The organism is Marinobacter sp. NFXS11 (assembly GCF_040148675.1).
GTDB lineage: Bacteria > Pseudomonadota > Gammaproteobacteria > Pseudomonadales > Oleiphilaceae > Marinobacter.
Genome location: NZ_JAGDDV010000002.1, coordinates 394,512 through 412,648 on the forward strand (window position 1 = coordinate 394,512; position 18,137 = coordinate 412,648).

The 18,137-nt window shown below is 57.7% G+C and carries 17 protein-coding genes; 6 read left to right on the forward strand and 11 right to left on the reverse strand.

The window, feature by feature from the left end:
• Positions 1–23: 23 nt before the first annotated feature.
• Positions 24–1,232: an OmpA family protein gene (locus J3362_RS10905; protein ID WP_349519689.1), complete on the forward strand. Its 1,209-nt coding sequence runs from the start codon at positions 24–26 to the stop codon at positions 1,230–1,232.
• A 49-nt stretch (positions 1,233–1,281) separates the two neighbouring features.
• Entirely contained in the window at positions 1,282–1,788 is a 507-nt protein-coding gene (locus tag J3362_RS10910) for a DUF4124 domain-containing protein (protein WP_349519691.1), read from the forward strand.
• On the opposite strand, the gene J3362_RS10915 is transcribed toward J3362_RS10910, so the two are convergent.
• Complete coding sequence (locus tag J3362_RS10915) at positions 1,745–3,019, reverse strand: methyltransferase (protein WP_349519692.1); 1,275 nt, start codon at positions 3,017–3,019, stop codon at positions 1,745–1,747. The two genes, J3362_RS10910 and J3362_RS10915, sit on opposite strands and share 44 nt — an antisense overlap.
• Here J3362_RS10915 and J3362_RS10920 point away from each other — a divergent pair.
• Complete coding sequence (locus tag J3362_RS10920) at positions 3,018–3,740, forward strand: tRNA/rRNA methyltransferase (RefSeq protein ID WP_349519694.1); 723 nt, start codon at positions 3,018–3,020, stop codon at positions 3,738–3,740. The two genes, J3362_RS10915 and J3362_RS10920, sit on opposite strands and share 2 nt — an antisense overlap.
• Before the next feature lie 38 nt (positions 3,741–3,778).
• Here J3362_RS10920 and J3362_RS10925 read toward each other — a convergent pair whose 3' ends face one another.
• On the reverse strand, positions 3,779–5,071 hold the full coding sequence (locus J3362_RS10925; protein WP_349520929.1) for a D-amino acid dehydrogenase: 1,293 nt from the start codon (positions 5,069–5,071) through the stop codon (positions 3,779–3,781).
• Complete coding sequence (locus J3362_RS10930; RefSeq protein WP_349519695.1) at positions 5,068–5,901, reverse strand: polyphosphate kinase 2 family protein; 834 nt, start codon at positions 5,899–5,901, stop codon at positions 5,068–5,070. Before J3362_RS10930 ends, J3362_RS10925 begins: the two co-directional genes overlap by 4 nt.
• Before the next feature lie 129 nt (positions 5,902–6,030).
• Between J3362_RS10930 and J3362_RS10935 the strand changes: the two genes are divergently transcribed.
• From J3362_RS10935 to J3362_RS10945, 3 genes are all read left to right on the forward strand, one after another.
• Complete coding sequence (locus J3362_RS10935; protein ID WP_349519697.1) at positions 6,031–6,840, forward strand: TatD family hydrolase; 810 nt, start codon at positions 6,031–6,033, stop codon at positions 6,838–6,840.
• Positions 6,837–8,045, forward strand: a complete 1,209-nt coding sequence (locus J3362_RS10940) for an HD-GYP domain-containing protein (protein WP_349519698.1) — start codon at positions 6,837–6,839, stop codon at positions 8,043–8,045. The genes J3362_RS10935 and J3362_RS10940 overlap by 4 nt, the downstream gene beginning before the upstream one ends.
• 73 nt (positions 8,046–8,118) lie before the next feature.
• Positions 8,119–9,735: a Na/Pi cotransporter family protein gene (locus tag J3362_RS10945; protein WP_349519700.1), complete on the forward strand. Its 1,617-nt coding sequence runs from the start codon at positions 8,119–8,121 to the stop codon at positions 9,733–9,735.
• On the opposite strand, the gene J3362_RS10950 is transcribed toward J3362_RS10945, so the two are convergent.
• The 8 genes from J3362_RS10950 to J3362_RS10985 form a co-directional block, all read right to left on the reverse strand.
• The gene (locus J3362_RS10950) at positions 9,705–11,930 is read right to left on the reverse strand and encodes a PhnD/SsuA/transferrin family substrate-binding protein (protein WP_349519701.1); all 2,226 of its coding nucleotides are present in this window, start codon (positions 11,928–11,930) and stop codon (positions 9,705–9,707) included. The genes J3362_RS10945 and J3362_RS10950 overlap by 31 nt on opposite strands.
• A 50-nt stretch (positions 11,931–11,980) precedes the next feature.
• On the reverse strand, positions 11,981–12,940 hold the full coding sequence (locus J3362_RS10955) for an ABC transporter substrate-binding protein (RefSeq protein WP_349519702.1): 960 nt from the start codon (positions 12,938–12,940) through the stop codon (positions 11,981–11,983).
• A gap of 103 nt (positions 12,941–13,043) precedes the next feature.
• Positions 13,044–13,952, reverse strand: a complete 909-nt coding sequence (locus J3362_RS10960; protein ID WP_349519703.1) for a LysO family transporter — start codon at positions 13,950–13,952, stop codon at positions 13,044–13,046.
• A 29-nt stretch (positions 13,953–13,981) separates the two neighbouring features.
• On the reverse strand, positions 13,982–14,350 hold the full coding sequence (locus tag J3362_RS10965; RefSeq protein WP_349519705.1) for a PA4575 family protein: 369 nt from the start codon (positions 14,348–14,350) through the stop codon (positions 13,982–13,984).
• A gap of 12 nt (positions 14,351–14,362) precedes the next feature.
• On the reverse strand, positions 14,363–14,683 hold the full coding sequence (locus J3362_RS10970) for a DUF2288 domain-containing protein (RefSeq protein ID WP_349519706.1): 321 nt from the start codon (positions 14,681–14,683) through the stop codon (positions 14,363–14,365).
• A gap of 96 nt (positions 14,684–14,779) precedes the next feature.
• Complete coding sequence (locus J3362_RS10975) at positions 14,780–15,181, reverse strand: response regulator (RefSeq protein WP_349519707.1); 402 nt, start codon at positions 15,179–15,181, stop codon at positions 14,780–14,782.
• A 4-nt stretch (positions 15,182–15,185) separates the two neighbouring features.
• The gene (locus tag J3362_RS10980; protein WP_349519709.1) at positions 15,186–16,316 is read right to left on the reverse strand and encodes a response regulator; all 1,131 of its coding nucleotides are present in this window, start codon (positions 16,314–16,316) and stop codon (positions 15,186–15,188) included.
• Between the two features lie 30 nt (positions 16,317–16,346).
• Complete coding sequence (locus J3362_RS10985) at positions 16,347–18,050, reverse strand: diguanylate cyclase (RefSeq protein ID WP_349519711.1); 1,704 nt, start codon at positions 18,048–18,050, stop codon at positions 16,347–16,349.
• Positions 18,051–18,137: the final 87 nt, after the last annotated feature.

The following is an 18,137-nucleotide window of genomic DNA, read 5'->3' on the forward strand; positions in this document are numbered from 1 at the left end:
CGACAATGAACAGGAGGTTCTGCATGAACGTCATGCGTCCGATTTCCGCGGCTGTCCTGGCCGCTACACTGGCAACCCCGGCCATGGCCGACCGTCAGGAAACCGTCTACATCAACCCATTTGCAGGTTTCCAGCTGTTTGACGACAAGCGCGACCTGAGCGAGACCGGCACCTTCGGGGTTGGTGTGGAATATAGATTCCGCCCCCACTGGTCAGTTGAGGCTCTGTACTCACGCGCTGATGCAGACCGTAAATATGTGCCTGGCGAATCGGAATTCGATGAAGTTCGGGTTGACGGTACCTACTACTTTGCAGGCCCGGACGAAGCCTGGAACCCATACGTGTCTCTGGGCGCAGGCCATGCAGACTTTGGTTCGGACAACAGCGGCGTTCGCACTGCGGGCAGCAACCATGACGAAACCCGGGTGAACGTGGGTACCGGTTTCCGCTACAACATCAGCGATGCTGTGTCACTGCGTGGCGACCTCCGTGAATTCCACGGGATTGATGAGAGCACCTTCGACACCCAGGTATCGCTCGGCATCAGTTTTGCGTTTACCCGCACCGTGGCCCAGGCCTCGCCCGAGCCTGCGCGTCCGGCAGATGCTGATGGCGATGGCGTGCCGGATTCACGGGATCAGTGTCCGGGTACTCCAGCTGGCGCCACGGTTGACAGCAATGGCTGCGAACCGGATTCAGATCGCGACGGTGTTGCCGATAGTCGTGACCAGTGTCCCGATACCCCGCGCGGGGCCGAAGTGAACAGTCGCGGCTGTGAGCTGGACAGTGACAACGACGGCGTCGTCAACAGCCAGGACCAGTGCCCGAACACGACCGCTGGCGCTGAGGTTGACGAGACAGGCTGTGAGGGTGTTACTGAAACCATCCAGACTTTCACCATCGAGGTGCAGTTCCCGACCAACAGTTCGGTCATCGGCAATGCCTACGATGAGGAAATCCGTCGCGTCGCGGACTTTATGCAGGAAAACCCGGAAACCATCGTGGAAATTGCCGGTCACTCTGACAGCCGCGGTGACGCGGACTACAACCAGTTCCTGTCCCAGCGTCGCGCTGAAGCAGTTGCCGGCCGTCTGACCGGGCCTCTGGGTGTTGATCCGGCACGAGTGGAAGCCGTAGGTTACGGTGAGGAGCAGCCGATTGCGTCCAACAACACAGCGGACGGCCGAGCTGCCAACCGCCGGGTTGAAGCGCGCATTCAGGTTCGCCGTTAATTGAAGGTTTTTACCTGAGTGGTTGAAAAGGCGCCTTCGGGCGCCTTTTTTGTTTCTGATCAAACTCGAGGAACCGATGCTCAGAGCCATTGCCCTGATCTTTTCCCTCTCTGTTCTGGCAATACCGGCACAGGCTCAGGTTTTTCGCTGCGAAACAGACGGCAATACGGTCTTCGCAGACCAGCCCTGCGGGGAGGATGCCGAATCGGTTGAGTTACGGGATAACCGCATTGGTGGCAGCTTTAACCAGAACCTCCCGACACAAGAGGCAGCTGATCCCGAGGAACAGGCCAAAGAGCCGGAACCAGAAGAAGAGGCCGGCACCTGCAGGTTTATCAACTCCACCGATTTGCGTCGTTATCTGATTCGGGAGCAGGTGGTGCCGGGCATGACCGGCGAAAACGTGCGGCGCGCTTTCGGCAACCCTCCGGAAATCTACACCAGTCCCCAGGAAGTCTGGATCTACCAGACCCGCTATTATGGCGCGCTCTATGAGTTGACCTATGTGTATTTCAGGGATGGCTGTGTTGAACGGATTGAGTACCGGAAACCCTGACCGCATCCAGCAGCAGGTTACGGGGTGTCAGCGACCGGTCGCAGAAATGCCCCAGCCTGACCCTGTACCCCTGCTCTTCCAGAAAGATCGCGTAATCCAACACCATCCAGAGTTCCAGAGGACGCCGGAACAGATGCCTGACCAGCTCATGGCGGCGAACCTCCGCCAGCCGTTGCTCACCAAACGCCTGCCAGTGATCAAAGTCCACCGTATCGGGTAGTCGGAGCTGTTTTTTCGCCGCCGCCCAGCGGCAGAAGGCGGGAAAGCCTTCGTTCAAAAGGCGGGGCGGATTCGAAGGGACCGACAGATACTCATCGCGCCCACGAAGTTTCCTCTGCAAACCATCAAATCCCAGGCGCCACTGGCTGACAAGGCGAGTCTGTTCCCTCACCCGGGCGGGCGCCGTCACGGTTTCCTGAACCGCAAGCCGAAGATCGTTCCGGCTCGGCTGCAGCGCTTTTTGGTAATCCGCCGCTCTTTGGGAAAGCGGCCTGTAGTGTTCCATCTCGGTGAGGTGGTAGCAGCAGGGCGAGATGCTCAATCTCGGCAACCCGGCTTCACTGCCTCGCTTCAGCAACTGCCGGTGCAGATCGCCGCAAGCATGAAGTGCAACACCGTGGTGACGGCTGGGAAGCGACAAATCCGCTACCATGACATCCTGGCAGCAGATCGACATTGCATCTCCGAACTGTTGAGCCAGTCGGTTGCCATCGTGCACCAGCTCCGGATTCCACTCAAAACCCTGTATCTCACCGGGGCAAAACGGCGCCAGCGTCCGGGACAGATGGCCCTTACCACAACACCAGTCCAGAGCGGGGTGTTCCAGCGGTGTCAGTGCCGCCGTAAAGGCGCCCGACTGCAGGCGTTTCCGACCGGGCATATCCGTGGCCCGAATTTCCGGGAGAGTCGCCTCTGATGCCTTTTCGGGTGCCGATAACAGTTCCGGCAGTTGAATCATGTCGGCGTAACGGTCGAGAGACGGCAACCAGGGGGCTAGCGAAGCCGCCAACTCAACCGGGCTGTCATCCAGTTGCTGGCATTCCTCATCGGTAAGGTCCGCCAGTACGGCGGCCAGTTCCGGATAAAGCAGTGCCCAGGCCGGCTCCTGCGTCATGAACGGCGCCGGTTGCCAGAACTCGGAATGCTGTACCAGCCAGTCGTTCAACTGCTGCCATCGCTGGTAAAAAGATTCCGCGCCGTGGTGTAAACTCGCCGCCGGAGGTAACGTCATGCAACTGGCCTTTGTACTTGTTGAACCCAAGGTTCCGGAAAATGTCGGAGCGGCCGCCCGCGCCCTGTGCACCATGGGCTTCGACGAGCTCTGGCTGGTCAATTCCGATCTGCACACCCGCCCGGAAGCCCACTGGCTGGCCCATGGCAGCGACCATATCCTGGACAATGCGCGCATTTTCCCCGATCTGGCTGCGGTAAGAAACTCCGTAGACCTGCTGATGGGCACCTCTGCCAAGCCCCGGCATCGGCGCCAGGATTGGCACGGCCCCTCAGATCTTCGCAAAGTTCTTGCCACCAAGGAGGCTTCGGTAGCAACCGCAGCACTGGTGTTCGGCCGGGAAGATCGTGGGCTGTCCAATGAGGAGCTGGCGCTCTGCGATCTGCTCACCGGCATACCCATGAAGGTCGCCTACCCCTCCCTGAACCTTGCCCAGTCTGTGATGCTCTACGCCTGGGAAATGTCAGGGCTTTCGGAAGCCATGGATAACCAGAGTGAGCCTGCCGATGAAAATCGTCTTGGTGCCCTACGCGGCCGGCTCGAAACCTTGCTGCCGGAACTGGACACACCGCCTGAAGGGAAGCTGTCCCAGTGGGTCTTTGAGCGGCTGCCGTTGTTGTCTGATCGGGATATCGGGTTTGTTCATACGCTGTGCTCGAACATGGAGCGTAAGCTTGGCTCTCAGGCGCGCTCGGCTTCTGAGAAGGAGCCGAACGGATAAGCCCTCCCGGGCTTTTTGCGCGCATCGAATTGTTGAAACTACTCCTGGAATCTTCCTGGGCGGAAGGCATCCAGACAGATGGCGGGTTCCTCGCCTTCAATTACCTGGGCGATGACATCGGCACTGCCGGCAGAGAGAGTCCAGCCGAAGGTGCCGTGGCCGGTGTTGAGGTAGAGGTTGTCTCTGGGACCTCGTCCGATGATCGCCGGGCCGTCCGGGGTCATGGGGCGAAAGCCGGTCCAGGTTTCGGCGGCATCGAGGTCGGCGCAGCCGGGGAACCGGGATTCGACCGACTTCTTGATAGTTGCCAGTCGGACCTCGGGAATATCCCGGTTGAAATCCGCCAGCTCGACGAAACCCGTAGCCCGGAGCCTGTTCCCCAGACGGGTGGAAACCACTTTGTAGTTGTCATCGTGAATGGTGGAAGCAGGGCCTCGTTCCGGATCCTTCATGGGGACCGTCAGGCTGTAACCTTTTACCGGATAGATGGGCAGTTCCAGGTCGAGGGGCTGAACCAAGTGGCTGGACCAGCAGCCGGCGCTGATCACCACGGCATCTGCTTCCAGCGTTTCCATCACGCCATCGCTGTTTCTGACTGAAATTGCACTGACCTTCTGGTCATCGGCAATCAGCTTTTCGGCTTCCACGCTATAACGAACGACCACCCCCTTTGCTTCGCAGGCTTTCGCCAGCTCCCGGGAGAACTGATGACAATCACCGGTGCCGTCAGTGTCGTAGCTCAGGGCGCCGAAAAGCGGGCCGTTGCCGACCATGCCGGGTTCCGCTTCGCGTACCTGTTCGGGGGTGAGCAAGCGGGAAGGGATACCCAGTTCGTTCAGAAGTTCATGGGTCGTTCGGTAGCCTTCCAGTGCTTCCGGTGTGCTGGCCAGATGCAGCAGGCCCTGGTGGTCGCCATCGAAGGACAGATCAAGCTCCTTTTCCAGAGCCAAAAACCGTTCCCGGCTGTGGATGCCGAGGCGCAACATGGCGCGGCGATTCAAACCGAACAGGCCCGGCGACCAGGCGTAACGGAGGGTGGCGAACATGAATTTCAGGGTTTCCACAGATGGGGGAAACCGCAGTTTCAATGGGCCGTCCTGCTTGAGGATCCAGGGGATGGCCTTGAACACAATCGCGGGATCGGCCCAGGGGTAAACTACGCCATAGGATCGCTGGGCCGCATTGGCCTTACTGGTCTCGTTGCCGGCCATTGAATGACGTTCCAGCACAGTAACCCGGTGGCCCCGGCGATTCAGCTCGTAGGCGGTGGTCATTCCCACCACGCCGCCACCAACAACAGCAATGTGCATGCATTCCTCCCCTGGGTTTATTTCACGCCGCTTTTCGCCAGCAGGCGACGGTACTCTTTCAAAACATTCTCGTCTTCTTTCGGGTAATCCGGCGCCAGTTTCTGCAATTGCTCAGCCAAAATGGCCGCGACAATCGCTCGGGCCTGGGGCTTCCGATCACCCGGCACGATAAACCAGGGCGCCTCCTCTGTGTGAGTCGCGGCCATAGCTTCCTCGGCAAACGCTGCGTACTCTCGGCGCTTTTCCCAGCCATCGATATCGGATCGATCAAATTTCCAGCGCTTACGCGGTTTGTCCAGACGTTTCAGGAGACGCTGACGATGCTCGTCCTCGGACAGGTTGAGCCAGACCTTGATCACGGTGGTGCCTTCTTCCACCAGGTGATTCTCGAAGTTCCGGATGGACCGGTAGCGGTTCTGCCAGTTGTAGCTTTCAGGTGCGTGGACAGGCCATACCCGCTCCGCGATCACCGCTTCGTGATGGCTGCGGTTAAAGGCTACCATCTCACCAAAACCGGGCAGAAACGGCGTGACCCGCCAGAGAAAATCGTGCCGGACTTCAAGGCCCCTGGGTCGGCTGAACGACCAGGCATGAAAACCGGCGGGGTCGGCGTAGGTTGCCAGAGTACGGATCAGGCTGTCTTTTCCGCTGGTGTCCGGGCCGTGGGTAACCAATAGAACCGCCCGGGTCTGGTTGGCCCAGAGCCGGCGCTGGTATTCACCGATTTGATCCAGACTGGCTTCCAACCCTGGCAGCGTGGTGTCATCGCCATCCAGAAAAGTCGGGTAATCCCGGAATCTGGGATTTCCAGGTTGATAAAGAAAAGAACTGGCAAACGCCGACAACTTCATCAAAGTGCTCCGTGCAACTCGCTATGGAGGTAATACAGGTCAACAATCGAACAAACTGGTAGACTTGTGAGCCTGAATTCACAGAATAGCAGCCTGCACGCAGGTTGCGATGGAGTGTAGTACCCGGCAATGAGTAAAAAACGTCGCGAGATTCCCGTATTCGATCATCCGATCATCGAGACCCACTGTCACCTGGATTATCTCAAGGACCGCCCTTTGGAGGAGACCCTTGAGCAGGCACAAGGGGTCAATATCGAGAAGGTGATCACGATTGCGGTGTCCCCGGATAACCTTGCCAGGGTGCGAGAGCTCAGCCAGGTGGCGCCCTGGGTTTATGGTACTCAGGGAATACATCCTCACGATGCCGAAAGCTATTCCGACGACGTAGAGGCCGAAATCCGCGCCCATGCCAGGGACGATAAGATCGTTGCCGTGGGCGAAATTGGTCTGGACTATTTTTACGACAACGCCGACCGGGATGTGCAGCGCGAGGTGTTCCGGCGTCAACTGCAGATCGCCTGCGACACGGATCGGCCGGTGGTTATCCATAGCCGTGAAGCCGACGAGGATACCATCGAGATCCTTGGCGAATTTGAGGCTACGCTGAAGCGCCGCGGTGTCATCCATAGCTTCACGTCCGGACCGGGTCTCGCCCGGTATGCCCTGGATCAGGGCTGGTGCCTGGGCTTCAACGGCATTACGACCTTTAACAAGGCGGAGAATGTGCGGGACATCGTGCGCATGGCTCCTATCGACCAGATCCTGCTGGAAACCGACTCGCCCTTTTTGACCCCGGTACCCTACCGGGGTAAGGAAAACGCACCGTTCTATTTGCCCTTTGTGGCCGAGAAAATCGCTGAGGTTAAGGAACTGCCTCTGGACGAGGTGATTTCCAAGACTTATCAGAACAGCCTGAGGACGTTTTTCTCCAGCGAATGATCAAGCGCGTCCCCACCTCCGCACTCAAGGTCGGCATGTACATAACCGATCTGAACAACGACTGGATTCCCCACAATACCCAGCGCAAGCGGGGTGTTATCAAAAAAGAGGAAACCATCGAGAAAATCCGGCGGATGGGTGTCGAATTCGTCTACATCGACGCTTCGAAAGGGCTGGACTCCCAGGATTCTGAGACCGCCGCCGAGGTGGATCGCCGTAACGAGTCAGCCCTCCAGAAAGCCGGTGCACTGGCGCCTGGCCTGCGCCCGCACGTGGCGCTTGCGGAAGAAATCGTGATCGCCCAGCAAATTCACAGCCAGGCCCAGGGGCTGGTCGGCGAGTTCATGAACCATGCCAAGGTGGGCGGCGCTATCGACGTTGCACCCATCCACCAGTTGGCGGACGAGCTCCAGCATTCCGTGCTCAGGAATGCCAACGCCCTGAGTTGCCTGGGGCGCATCCGCGAAAAAGACAATTATCTTCTGGAACACTCTGTAAACCTGAGTGTGTTGATGTCCCTGTTCGGGAACCATCGGGGCCTGTCTTCCGATGTCCTGCACCAGACCATCGTCGGCGCGCTTCTCCACGACCTGGGCAAAATTCTCACACCCGACGAGATACTGCACAAACCCGGCCGCCTGACCCCCGAAGAGTTCGAGGTGATGAAACTTCACGCCCGCCACTCACGGGACATCCTGGCTACCACCGAGGGCATTGGGGAGCTCACTGTCATCACGGCGGCCCAACACCATGAACGCCTGGACGGAACCGGCTATCCGGAAGGCCTGAAGGGAGATGAGATCTCGGAGTACGGCCGGATGGTCGCAATCAGCGACGTCTACGACGCCATCACGGCGGATCGGGTATACCATAAAGGTATGACGCCAACACAGGGCCTCAAAAAGCTTCTGGAATGGAGCGGCAGTCATCTGGATCCGATTCTGGTCAAACAGTTTATTCGCTGTCTGGGCCTTTATCCCGTGGGTTCTATGGTACTTCTGGAAAGCGGCCGTCTTGGCGTGGTGGTCGAAGCCAACGAGAGTGATCAAAGACTGCCGACGGTGCGTGTCATGTACCACACCAAATTCCGGATGCCGGTCACCGTAGATACCATCGACCTCGCGAAACCTGGGACGCAGGACCGGATTCTGCGAGCCGTGGATCCGGAAACCTACAAAATTGATGTCCGGAAATTCCTCGTCTGAGTAGCAGGCATCTCCGCTAGCCAAGGGCTCTGCTAAGCTCAGAGGACATCGGCTTCATCACAAAAGAACCCATATGACTGCCACAGTTTTCCAGATTCTTGGTGGCCTGGCCCTGTTCCTGCTGGCCATGGAAATGATGACCAACGGCTTGAAAAGCGCAGCGGGACAACAGTTGCGCCATATGCTCGGTCACTGGACCAAAACCCCTTTGAGAGGTCTGGCGGCGGGCTTTGTGATTACCGGCCTGGTTCAGTCTTCCGGGGCAGTAACCGTGGCCACGATCGGCTTTGTGAACGCCGGCCTGCTCAACCTCAGCCAGTCCCTCGGCGTCATCTTTGGCTCCAATATTGGCACCACCATGACCGCCTGGCTTGTCAGCCTCGTGGGCTTCGGATTCAATATTGAAGCCATCGCGCTCCCGATTCTTGCGGCCGGTGTCGGGCTCAAGCTGATCGCCTCCAATCCGCGCACCCGGTCACTGGGCGAGGCGGTGGCAGGCTTCGCGCTGTTTTTCCTCGGGCTGTCCATACTGAAATCGTCGTTGGAGACCTTGACCGGCGGCCTCGACAGCAACTTTCTGCTGCACAACGACTATGGGTTGCCCGCCTTCATCCTGGTCGGATTTCTGGCAACCGTCCTAACACAATCCTCAAGCGCTGCGCTGGCCATTGTGCTTACTGCCGCGGCGGGTGGCCTGATTCCACTGAACAACGCCGCTGCGGCGGTGATAGGCGCCAATCTCGGTTCAACGTCCACGGCGGCCCTTTCTGCCCTGAAAGCGACAGCCAACGCCCGCCGGCTTGCGGTAGGGCACATCCTGTTCAACGCAGCGACCGGTCTCATTGCCCTCGCCATTCTGCCCGTCATGCTATGGATGGTGTCCCTGCTTGCAGAGTGGCTCGCAATGGACGCCAATATCGCCGTCTCGCTGGCCCTGTTTCACACACTGTTCAACGTGCTCGGCGCGTTTATCATGTTGCCGCTGACGCCAGGCTTTGCCCGATTTCTGGGAAGACTCTTCCGCAGCAAGGAAGAGGACAGCGCCGAGCCGCGATTTCTGGACGACACACTCGTCACCACTCCCGAACTCGCGGTTGGTGCCGTTGATCAGGAGATGAAGCGCCTGATTGGTCTCACCCGAGGCCTGCTTCGAGTCTGTCTTGACCGGGAGGACCTGAAACCCGCCCAGATCCGCCCGAAAACCGATGCCTGCCTGAGTCTGAACCAGTCCATTGCAGACTACATTTCCAGACTGAGGGCGGAGAAAATGCATCTGGCGACGGTGGATATCCTCAGCAGGAACATTCTGACCTGTCGCTATCTGACCGAAGCCACGGTTCTGGCCCCTGCCCTGCTGCAGCTCAAAGAAGCCAGTCGGTTGCCACAGCTGGACTGCCTCCGGGAAGACTTTGAACACTACCTCGGCCTGCTGAGAACGCTGGTTGCCGCAGACAGCCCGGAACCCGGGACCTTCCATGATATTGAGAAGACGTACCACGTGCTCAAATCCCGGATGCTGTCGATGATTGTCAAAGGAGAATTCACTGCCATTGCAGGAGAGCGGACACTGGATGACCTGAGTTCCGTACGACGTCTCTGTGACCAGTGGAACAAGTCACTGGGCTGGAAGCCCGGGATGGAATTGCTGAACGGCAGCCGTCAGGAGGAAGGACCGGAGAATCGGACATAGCGATTGCGGCCCCGGTGCTTGGCCTGATACATGGCCTGGTCGGCCTGGCGCAGGAGCTGGTCGCCGTCCAGATCCTCTGCCTGCGGGAACAATGTGTAGCCGATACTGGCTGAGACTTCCACACTGTGGTCCGCTACCCAGACCGGTTCGGCCACCCGGGCCAGCAAACGCCTCAACAGGCTCTCCAGGGCGGGATCGTCCTGAACATTCATGACAATGGCCGCGAACTCATCACCGCCGAGCCGCGCCAGGGTATCCTCTTCCCGAAGCTCCCCGCGCATACGGGCAGCTACCTCAACCAGCAACTGGTCGCCCGCCTCATGGCCGAAGGCATCGTTTACCGGCTTGAACTCGTCCAGATCAATATAAACCACAGCCAGTTTGCCGCTCTGTCGCCGTGTCAGGGCCATGGCCTGCTGCAACCGGTCGGCAAACAGAACCCGGTTAGGCATTCCGGTCAGGGCATCGTAATGGGCCATAATCCGGAGCTTCCTTTCCTGCTCTTTAAGCCGACTGATGTCACTGAAAATACCGACAAAATGCGAAACTTCGCCATGATCGCCACGGACACTGCTGAGCGTTACCGACAAGGTAATCGGCTCGCCATCATTGCGCCTGCTGGCAAACTCTCCGGCCCAGAAGCCCTGGGACCGGGCACTGGCGAAAATACCACTGCCTTCCTCCACCGGTAAGGGTGGCAGTCTTCCTATCGCCCGATTGCGGGCCCGGCCTGTAATCGCCAGATACGCATCGTTGGCATCAATTACGATGCCGTGATTGTCAGTAATGAAAATCGCCTCCCGGGCGTATTCGAAGACGCTCGCCGCCAACCGCTGCCGCTGTTCCGCACGTTTCCGGAGAGTGATTTCATACAGGGAGCAAAGAATCAGAGCTTCCGGTTCGTCCTCAGTGTGGACGGGTGCCATAGTAAGCTCCACCCAGATCTCCGTGCCGTCAGAGCGATTGAGAACCCATTCGCACTGTTCCACCTGACCCGCCGAAACCCGGGCCAGCATAGGCGCCATTTTCTGTCGGGAAATCTGCCCGTCCGGCTGGAATTCGGGCGAAAAGACCGCCAGATCCTTACCGATCAGTGATTCGCTGGAGGTGTACCTGAGCAGGTCGACAGAAGCCCGGTTGGTGTCGATGAAAAGTCCACCCCGGATCAGCAATGCAGCTTGTGGCCAACCCCGGATAAGCTGGCGCAGTCGCCTTTGTTCCGCGGCCAGCTGCTTCTTGCTTTTGCCCAGCCAGAGCGACGATGCCACCAGCAACATGACCAACACCAGAATGGTAAAGACCCAGAGCCGATACTGGTGCAACGCATCCACCCAGGTAAGTTGGGGCGCCTGGTCGTAGGGCGGCACCCGCAGAGTGCGCGCCAGGTACTCAACCGACTGGTAGTCCGCGGGCGGCGAAAAACCCGAAATGCCGACTGACAGCGCAACCTCGTCTTCCGGCTCAATGGCAAAAAGCGCCGACGCGATACGACGGACGGCCCGCTCGTTTACATGGGGCAGCGCCACCACGGGCCATTCCGGGTATAGACGGGTTGAAACAACGTAGGGGAAACCCGCCAGCCGCTGACGGTTCAGAACCTTCACCCGGGTGAACAGACCAGGGTCTTCCTGCGCCATCTGCTCCAGAATGCTGGTTCGGATAAAGCCAACGTCCGCATCTCCGGAAAGAACCGAACGAACCACCCGGTCGTGGGTGCCCATAAACCGAATCAGATTCACTCTCCGGATATCAATACCGGCATCCATCAGCTCGAGAACCTGGGTCTGGTAGCCCCCCAGGAAATGAACACCCGGTGAGGCAATGGTTTTATCGCGAATATCGGCGAGCTGTTCGATGTCGTCGCGCTCGGCCCTGGTAAAGATCACGCCGCCAAGACTCCCGGTCGCGGACTGGCCGGAGCGCCTGACCAGGGTCGCCAGAACGCCGGTCAGACTGCGTTCGCTTCGGATCAGCAGAAAATGGCTGGGATTGGTAAGAAAAAAATCCAGCCGGTTGGCGGCGATCGCCCGGCTCATATTTTCCTGATTGAGAATTTCGAGCTTTATCTGGATGCCGGTTTCCCGGGACAGGTAATCAGTCAGAGGCTGGTAGCGTTCCCGAAGCACGTCATCCGGGCGATAGGCGAATACGCCCATAGTCAGTGTTTCATCTGCATTGGCTGATGCAATGGCCACAAGCTCCGTGGCAAACAGAAAACAAAGACAGACAGCAAACCGGCGAATGTTCAAGAGACCCTCGCTGGCAAAAACGAAGGATCTGACAAGCGCTGGATGCCCGGATTTTGACCAATCATCCCCTCTGCCAGCATAAGGCGAGACAGGGTTCCGGCCATGGTTTCAATGGGTCCGGCTGCTCTGAGATAGCGTTGGTTTGCGGCCAGATCCGGCAGCATAACGCTGGCGAGCGCCGCCCGGACCTCATCCGGGCTGATCCCCTGACGGGTGGCAATCCGGTAAACCGAGTCGTGCATGCTACGCACAAGATGCCGCAGACCGGTGAAATGTCCGGTCACCAGGTCGCGAACCGCACGGGAATTGCTGTCTGCTGCTTTCCGGGTCACCACCAGCAAATCGAAGATGGTTTCCGGAATGTCGCTACTATCGAAGAGCCTGACACCACCGGCGTTCTCTATAAGTGACGCTGTTGGCTCGTAGCCCACGGAAGCATCCACTTCACCGCGGGACCAGGCCTGTGCATGCTGGCTCACCGGCAAATCCACTTTTATCACGTCGCTGCGACCGAGCCCGGCTACCTCAAGGATTTTAAACAGCATAACGCCCGAGACACCGTCCAGCTCTACCGCAATCCGCTGTCCTTTGAGGGCAGCCAATTCCGTAATCGATGGCTTGACCATCAGTACATCGGCGCCGGCGGACACATCAGCGACAGCAACCACAACCAGTTCCAGCCCTCTCGACCAGACGCGTATGGTTTCATCCAGAGTCAGCGCCGCCCCTTCAAGAGTCCCGGACAACAGCCCTTCCATGGAGTCTTTGGCAGACGTGCCCGGCACCAGCGCAACCGTATCCGGCAACCAGTTGAAATCATGGGCAAGGTAAAGTGGCTCGTAGCCAATCCAGGGGTGAATGCCGAACCTCAGCGGGCCGGAATCGCTGCAACCCGGCAATCCCGCCGCGGACAGCCCGGCTGCTATCGATAAACCAAGAAATTCGCGGCGTTGCATCAGGTTCGGAACCGGGTCAGGACATTAACATTTGTCAATAAACGATAGTTTACTGTTTCACATACTACCCGTAAAACCGCAACTTGCATTGCACCGCGTCAATTTAACCCAAAGACAGGAACACCCCCATCAGTACCGGCGACAGAAAAGACAGCAAAAAACCGGAGGCGATGGCCACGGGAACGCAGGTCAGCCCACCACTGCTGCGGATTACCGGCAGGGTGAAATCCATGGCCGTAGCGCCACCATAACCGATGGCCATGGCCGGCCTGTTGGCAATCAACAGGGGAATGATGGCCAGTGCAACAATCTCCCTGAGCACATCATTGAGGAAGGCCACGCCGCCCCAGGCAGGCCCAAGGGCCTCGCCAATCACAATGCCGGACAGCGAGTACCAGCCAAAACCGGAAGCAACCGCCAGGGCATCGTGCCAGGGCAGCCCAAGCCAGGGTATCAACAGGGCCCCGGCCACCAGAGAGCTCAGCGTCAGAGCCAGTGCGATACCCAGGCCCTGGCGGTTCATCAGCAGCTTGCGCAACGACAGGCCGGCATTGCGCAACTGGAGGCCAATAAGAAACAACAGGAACATCAGGGACCAGGTCGCCAGCTGTTCCGCCATCGGCATGTCCGGCAACAGGTAGTATCCGGCCAGGAGCCCGGCAATCACCGCCACCAGGGGTTTCATGCCGGCCAGGAACAGCCTGCGGTAACCGGGACTGACACTGCCTTCGACCCGCTCGATGGACATCGGCTGCCAGCGGTGGAACAGCCAGAGCCCTAACATGTTGGCAAAGAAAAGTACCAGCACCAGCGCCAGTACCTGGGCCGCCATACCACCCAGCTGTGCCGCCAGGCCTTCCATCTGGCCAAGGCCCAGGCCAAGCAACACGAGGATAAAATACACCAGGCCCTCCACCGTGTAGTGGATCACGGTCATGGCCCGGCGATTCTCCAGGGCGATGGCGAACCCCAGGAACAGGGGAGCGAGTATGAGCAGGGCTCCAGTCAGCATGGTGTCCTCAAAAAAAGAAAGGGTGATTGTCAGATAAGGGGTTTGAACTGGTCGGGGTCGGCATCGGGGCTGAGTTGTTCACCCTGGGGAGCTCCGATGGTGCGGGCAAGACGTTGGGCGGTAACGGACCAGACCACATAGTCTCCGGGCTTCGGCTCGTAGCCTTTTCCCATCATGGTGCCGGCGACACTCCTGAGAACCGATTCAGCCCGAGCCTGGGTTGGCCAGGGCCCACGGCAGAACTGCCCATCAGGGCGCCCCTGGTCAGGGCCAGACAGAACCACCAGGCCCCAATGGCCACCGCCTGCTGGCCGGATATGTAGCTCGATGCGTTGGCGGTCTTTCACCATGACAAGATCCCGAAGCGGGCTACGGCCGTGGAAATAGTGGAGCTTCATGGCGCCATGCGGTCAGTGCAGGACATGCCCTGACCTGTCCTGAACGAGGACCCAGGGTGCGATGACGACCGCCCAGAGTTCCGCATTGCGATCATACCAATCCCGCGCGGTGTCCGGCGCAACCTCACCAACGCGACCATCGTTCATCAACTGTTCGAAACGGGCCTTGTTATCCGCCGCCAACTCAGTCGCCACTTCAAGCAAATTCAGGTCGGGCGACACCCTGACCACCTGTCCCCTGGCAAAGTAGGTCTGCAGTTCGTGCCAGTGGATGCGAGAAGTCTCAAGATTCAGCTTGGCTTTCAATTCGTCCCGGGGTGGGGAGGATGACATGACTACCTCATCAATCTAAACAGGGCTCACGCTGGCCAGACTACCGGAAATTGCATCTTTCCGCACCTTCCGGAGGACTCTGCCGATCTGCCTGTTTTACCCTCGGGAGTCTTGGAGAATGCGTGAAATCTGATCCGAAAGGGTCATGGGGTCGAAGGGCTTCGGGATCACGCCCAATGCACCTAACTCACGGTACTCGCGTATTTCCGAATTCTGCAGTCGTGCCGTCATGAAAATAACCGGCACATCCGCCATTCCATCAAGCTCGCGCAGGGCCTTGAGTGTTGCAGGGCCGTCCATGCCCGGCATCATGACATCCAACAGAATAAGCTCGGGATCGAAGTCTGGAGCCGCTGCCAAAGCGGCAACGCCGGATTCGCACACAGCTGCCTCAAAACCACCGACATCTTGCAGCGCGATCTCAGCAATTGCCCGAATGTCCGGGTCGTCCTCTACGTAAAGAACTCGTGATATGGAGCTGGTATTGCCTGGTTTCATTGCGTCAATCCCTGATTGGTTCTTCTGTGTCCATTCCCAGGCGACGAAGAAGCCGCTGACACTCCTCGGACGCCTTCTCGCCACCGGCCAGCATTGCGGCGGCGCGCATGATAATCCTGTCCTCCTGCGTGCAATCGACAGGCAGGAAATGCACAGCGCCGATCAACTCCCTCACCCTCAATGGCAACCGCCACTGAACTTTCAGGCGATTGCCATAAGATTGAGCCCAGGTGCGCACCAGTTGCTCCGCCTCGGACGCATCAAGTGACCCACCGATAGCCAAAAAATCGTTGAGCACCTTAAGTACCGCCAGCTCACCCAGACGACTGAGCAACGCGGCCTTTTGCAAAGAAACCGGCTGCTTCTTCAGTTTGATTGCCAATCCCTGCGCCTTTTTGGCGACCTGCAGCGCATCATCGTAATGCCTTTTTGCAAGCCCTTTGAGAACCTCGTGTTTGAGCTTGCCAGACACATCCAGAGATAAAGCCAACACCTGATTCAAGGCAAGACCTACACCCATTGAGGAGATAGAATCCCTCAGGCTTTCTACTGGCTTGCCGGTGCGCCGAAAAGACGTGCTGTTGGCGACATCCATCAATCGAGCTGTAATGCTTGCCTCTTCACGCCAACGTTCTGCCAACTGAGACGGCGATAATTCATCCTGACGTCTTATGAGTTCCAGAATGTCTGCGGGATCGACATCCGTTGGCAGCTGGATAATCCCCTCAAGCGAACTTTTCAGCAACGCCGATACTTCTGGAACTGTGTCTTGGGAAGGTTGAAGGAGTTTGACAAGACGCTGATGCAACTGTTGCACATCGAATGGCTTGGTCATATACCCATCGATTCCGTGATGGGCGGCCTTCAGCACAGAATCACGATCTGACCGGGCTGAAACCATGACGATGGGTACATCACTATTTGACTTCCTGACTTTTTTGACAAGCTCCAGGCCGGCACCGTCAGGCAGATTCCAGTCAGCAATAAAGAGATCAAATGCATTTCCACTAACCAGCTCGAACGCCTCGCCCAAGCTGCCTGCCACTTTGACCAATGCACCGGGATAGATTCCCGCAACGACCGTCTCGAGTAATTCAGAGACCAGATCATCATCTTCGAGGATTAGCGCTTTCAACAAACCACCACCTGACAACAGAAAACACCGTCAATTGTTCGCAGAATAAATCGCGACCCCGTTACGCCCTTCATGTTTGCATCGGTAGAGTGCCTGATCCGCAGCTTCCAGTGCCTCCGCCCCGCTCGGGAAATCATTGACACCAGCAATGCCCGCGCTGAGCGTTACCTGGAAATTCTTTTCACCTACCGCAAAAACAAGCTCGGAAAAGCTATCCCCAATGCTTTGCAGCAAATCTGCGGCGGCCTGCACCGAGCAATCTGGCAGAACAACCATGAACTCTTCCCCACCGTAACGGCCGATCATATCCGTTTCCCGAAGCCGGTTCCGTAATAAATTTGCAAGCGCTCGTATCACGATATCGCCGTATCGATGCCCCCAGGTATCGTTGACCTGCTTGAAATAATCGAGATCGATCATGGCGACACTGGAAAGGTGGCCGAAGCGGCGGCATCGTGCGAGTTCTTTTTCAAGCTCCTGTTTGATCAACGAATGCTTGAGAAGGCCGGTCAGACTGTCACGGTTCATAAGGTCGGAAAGCTGACGCGCTCGATAGCAACGAATGCGCACCGACCGAACGAGATAATCATCTGACACCGGTTTTACAAGAAACTCGTCTGCGCCTTTGGAGAGCGCTTCAAGCTGTTCATCCCGGTCATCCTCTGAGGATAGGTAAATAATGGGCAAACTTAACCAGCGAGACTCGAAACGTATCAGTCGCGCGAGAGTGACACCCGAGTATTCTCCAATCTGAACATCCATGAGCACGATGTCCGGCTGAAACGAGGATAGCTCCGCCATCAAACGCCTCGGATCGATGAGAGACTTGGCTTCTATCCCTGCTGCGCTCAGTACCAGACAGTAATGCTCGGCCAGCTCAGCATCATCTTCAACAATAAGCACCCGGCCGTTGACGCCAGAACTCCGTTCGATCGCCAGCAATTCAACACGCTCGGCCAACTCTGGAACGTTCACAGGAGCAGCAAAAAACGCCGATGCGCCAGCCTTCGCAATCCGATATTCATTATCAAAGGAGTCATTGGCACCAATGGCAACAACAGGGATCCTGCGACGAGAGCCTTCGTTTTCCCGCGTCCTTGCGTAATTCATAACAATGGGCATTGCGGAATCGCGGCAAAGAATTGAAGCAGTCCCTCCAATGCCTGAGAAAATACCCTCAAGGGCTGTTTCGTCATGCTGGTCCACGAACTGACAAATAAAACCGTGACGCCCTAACTCGGTGGACAAAGATGCAACCTGCCCTCCAGCATCATCGTCAACGAGAAGAATCCGAACCTGCATGCCGTGGCTGCCCTCAAACCGGTTCTGATCCGGCGACGTCACATTGTCAGACTCTGCGCTTGAAGCATTCTCAGAACTTTCCTCGACGAGACTTGCCAGGGCATCAATGCTATCCGCAAATCCATCGGAAACCTCCACAGATTGCCTTTGCACCTCCGACGTTTCTCCCAGAGCTTCAGCCTGGCTTTTCAACTGTTTTTCAATTAAGCGCGCCTGTTCACCTAGCCGAGGAAGGCCAAAGGTCCCTGCCGAACCGGCAAGGCGATGCAACGACTGATAACAGCGAATGAGTCCCTCGGCAGACAACGTTCCAGACCGGGTCTGCTCGGCATAGCCGCTCAATTCCCTGATATCTGATCTGGCCCTGGTGAGAAACTTTTCCCTGAGGACTTTCAGCTTTTCGGAAACGTCATTGTCTGACTGCAAAGCCACTCTCTTTCCCCCGGCAAAAGCAGTTTGCCGCAATGATTAAATCCACTATTCTCGTATCCAATGAAATCACGTTGCGGCCCACAAGGC

Excerpts from the sequence above, each read along its gene's own strand:
- J3362_RS10905 (WP_349519689.1), top strand. The coding sequence starts at position 24 with ATGAACGTCATGCGTCCGATTTCCGCGGCTGTCCTGGCCGCTACACTG.
- J3362_RS10920 (WP_349519694.1), top strand. The coding sequence starts at position 3,018 with ATGCAACTGGCCTTTGTACTTGTTGAACCCAAGGTTCCGGAAAATGTC.
- J3362_RS10915 (WP_349519692.1), bottom strand. The coding sequence starts at position 3,019 with ATGACGTTACCTCCGGCGGCGAGTTTACACCACGGCGCGGAATCTTTT.
- J3362_RS10930 (WP_349519695.1), bottom strand. The coding sequence starts at position 5,901 with ATGAAGTTGTCGGCGTTTGCCAGTTCTTTTCTTTATCAACCTGGAAAT.
- J3362_RS10935 (WP_349519697.1), top strand. The coding sequence starts at position 6,031 with ATGAGTAAAAAACGTCGCGAGATTCCCGTATTCGATCATCCGATCATC.
- J3362_RS10940 (WP_349519698.1), top strand. The coding sequence starts at position 6,837 with ATGATCAAGCGCGTCCCCACCTCCGCACTCAAGGTCGGCATGTACATA.
- J3362_RS10945 (WP_349519700.1), top strand. The coding sequence starts at position 8,119 with ATGACTGCCACAGTTTTCCAGATTCTTGGTGGCCTGGCCCTGTTCCTG.
- J3362_RS10955 (WP_349519702.1), bottom strand. The coding sequence starts at position 12,940 with ATGCAACGCCGCGAATTTCTTGGTTTATCGATAGCAGCCGGGCTGTCC.
- J3362_RS10960 (WP_349519703.1), bottom strand. The coding sequence starts at position 13,952 with ATGCTGACTGGAGCCCTGCTCATACTCGCTCCCCTGTTCCTGGGGTTC.
- J3362_RS10965 (WP_349519705.1), bottom strand. The coding sequence starts at position 14,350 with ATGAAGCTCCACTATTTCCACGGCCGTAGCCCGCTTCGGGATCTTGTC.
- J3362_RS10970 (WP_349519706.1), bottom strand. The coding sequence starts at position 14,683 with ATGTCATCCTCCCCACCCCGGGACGAATTGAAAGCCAAGCTGAATCTT.
- J3362_RS10975 (WP_349519707.1), bottom strand. The coding sequence starts at position 15,181 with ATGAAACCAGGCAATACCAGCTCCATATCACGAGTTCTTTACGTAGAG.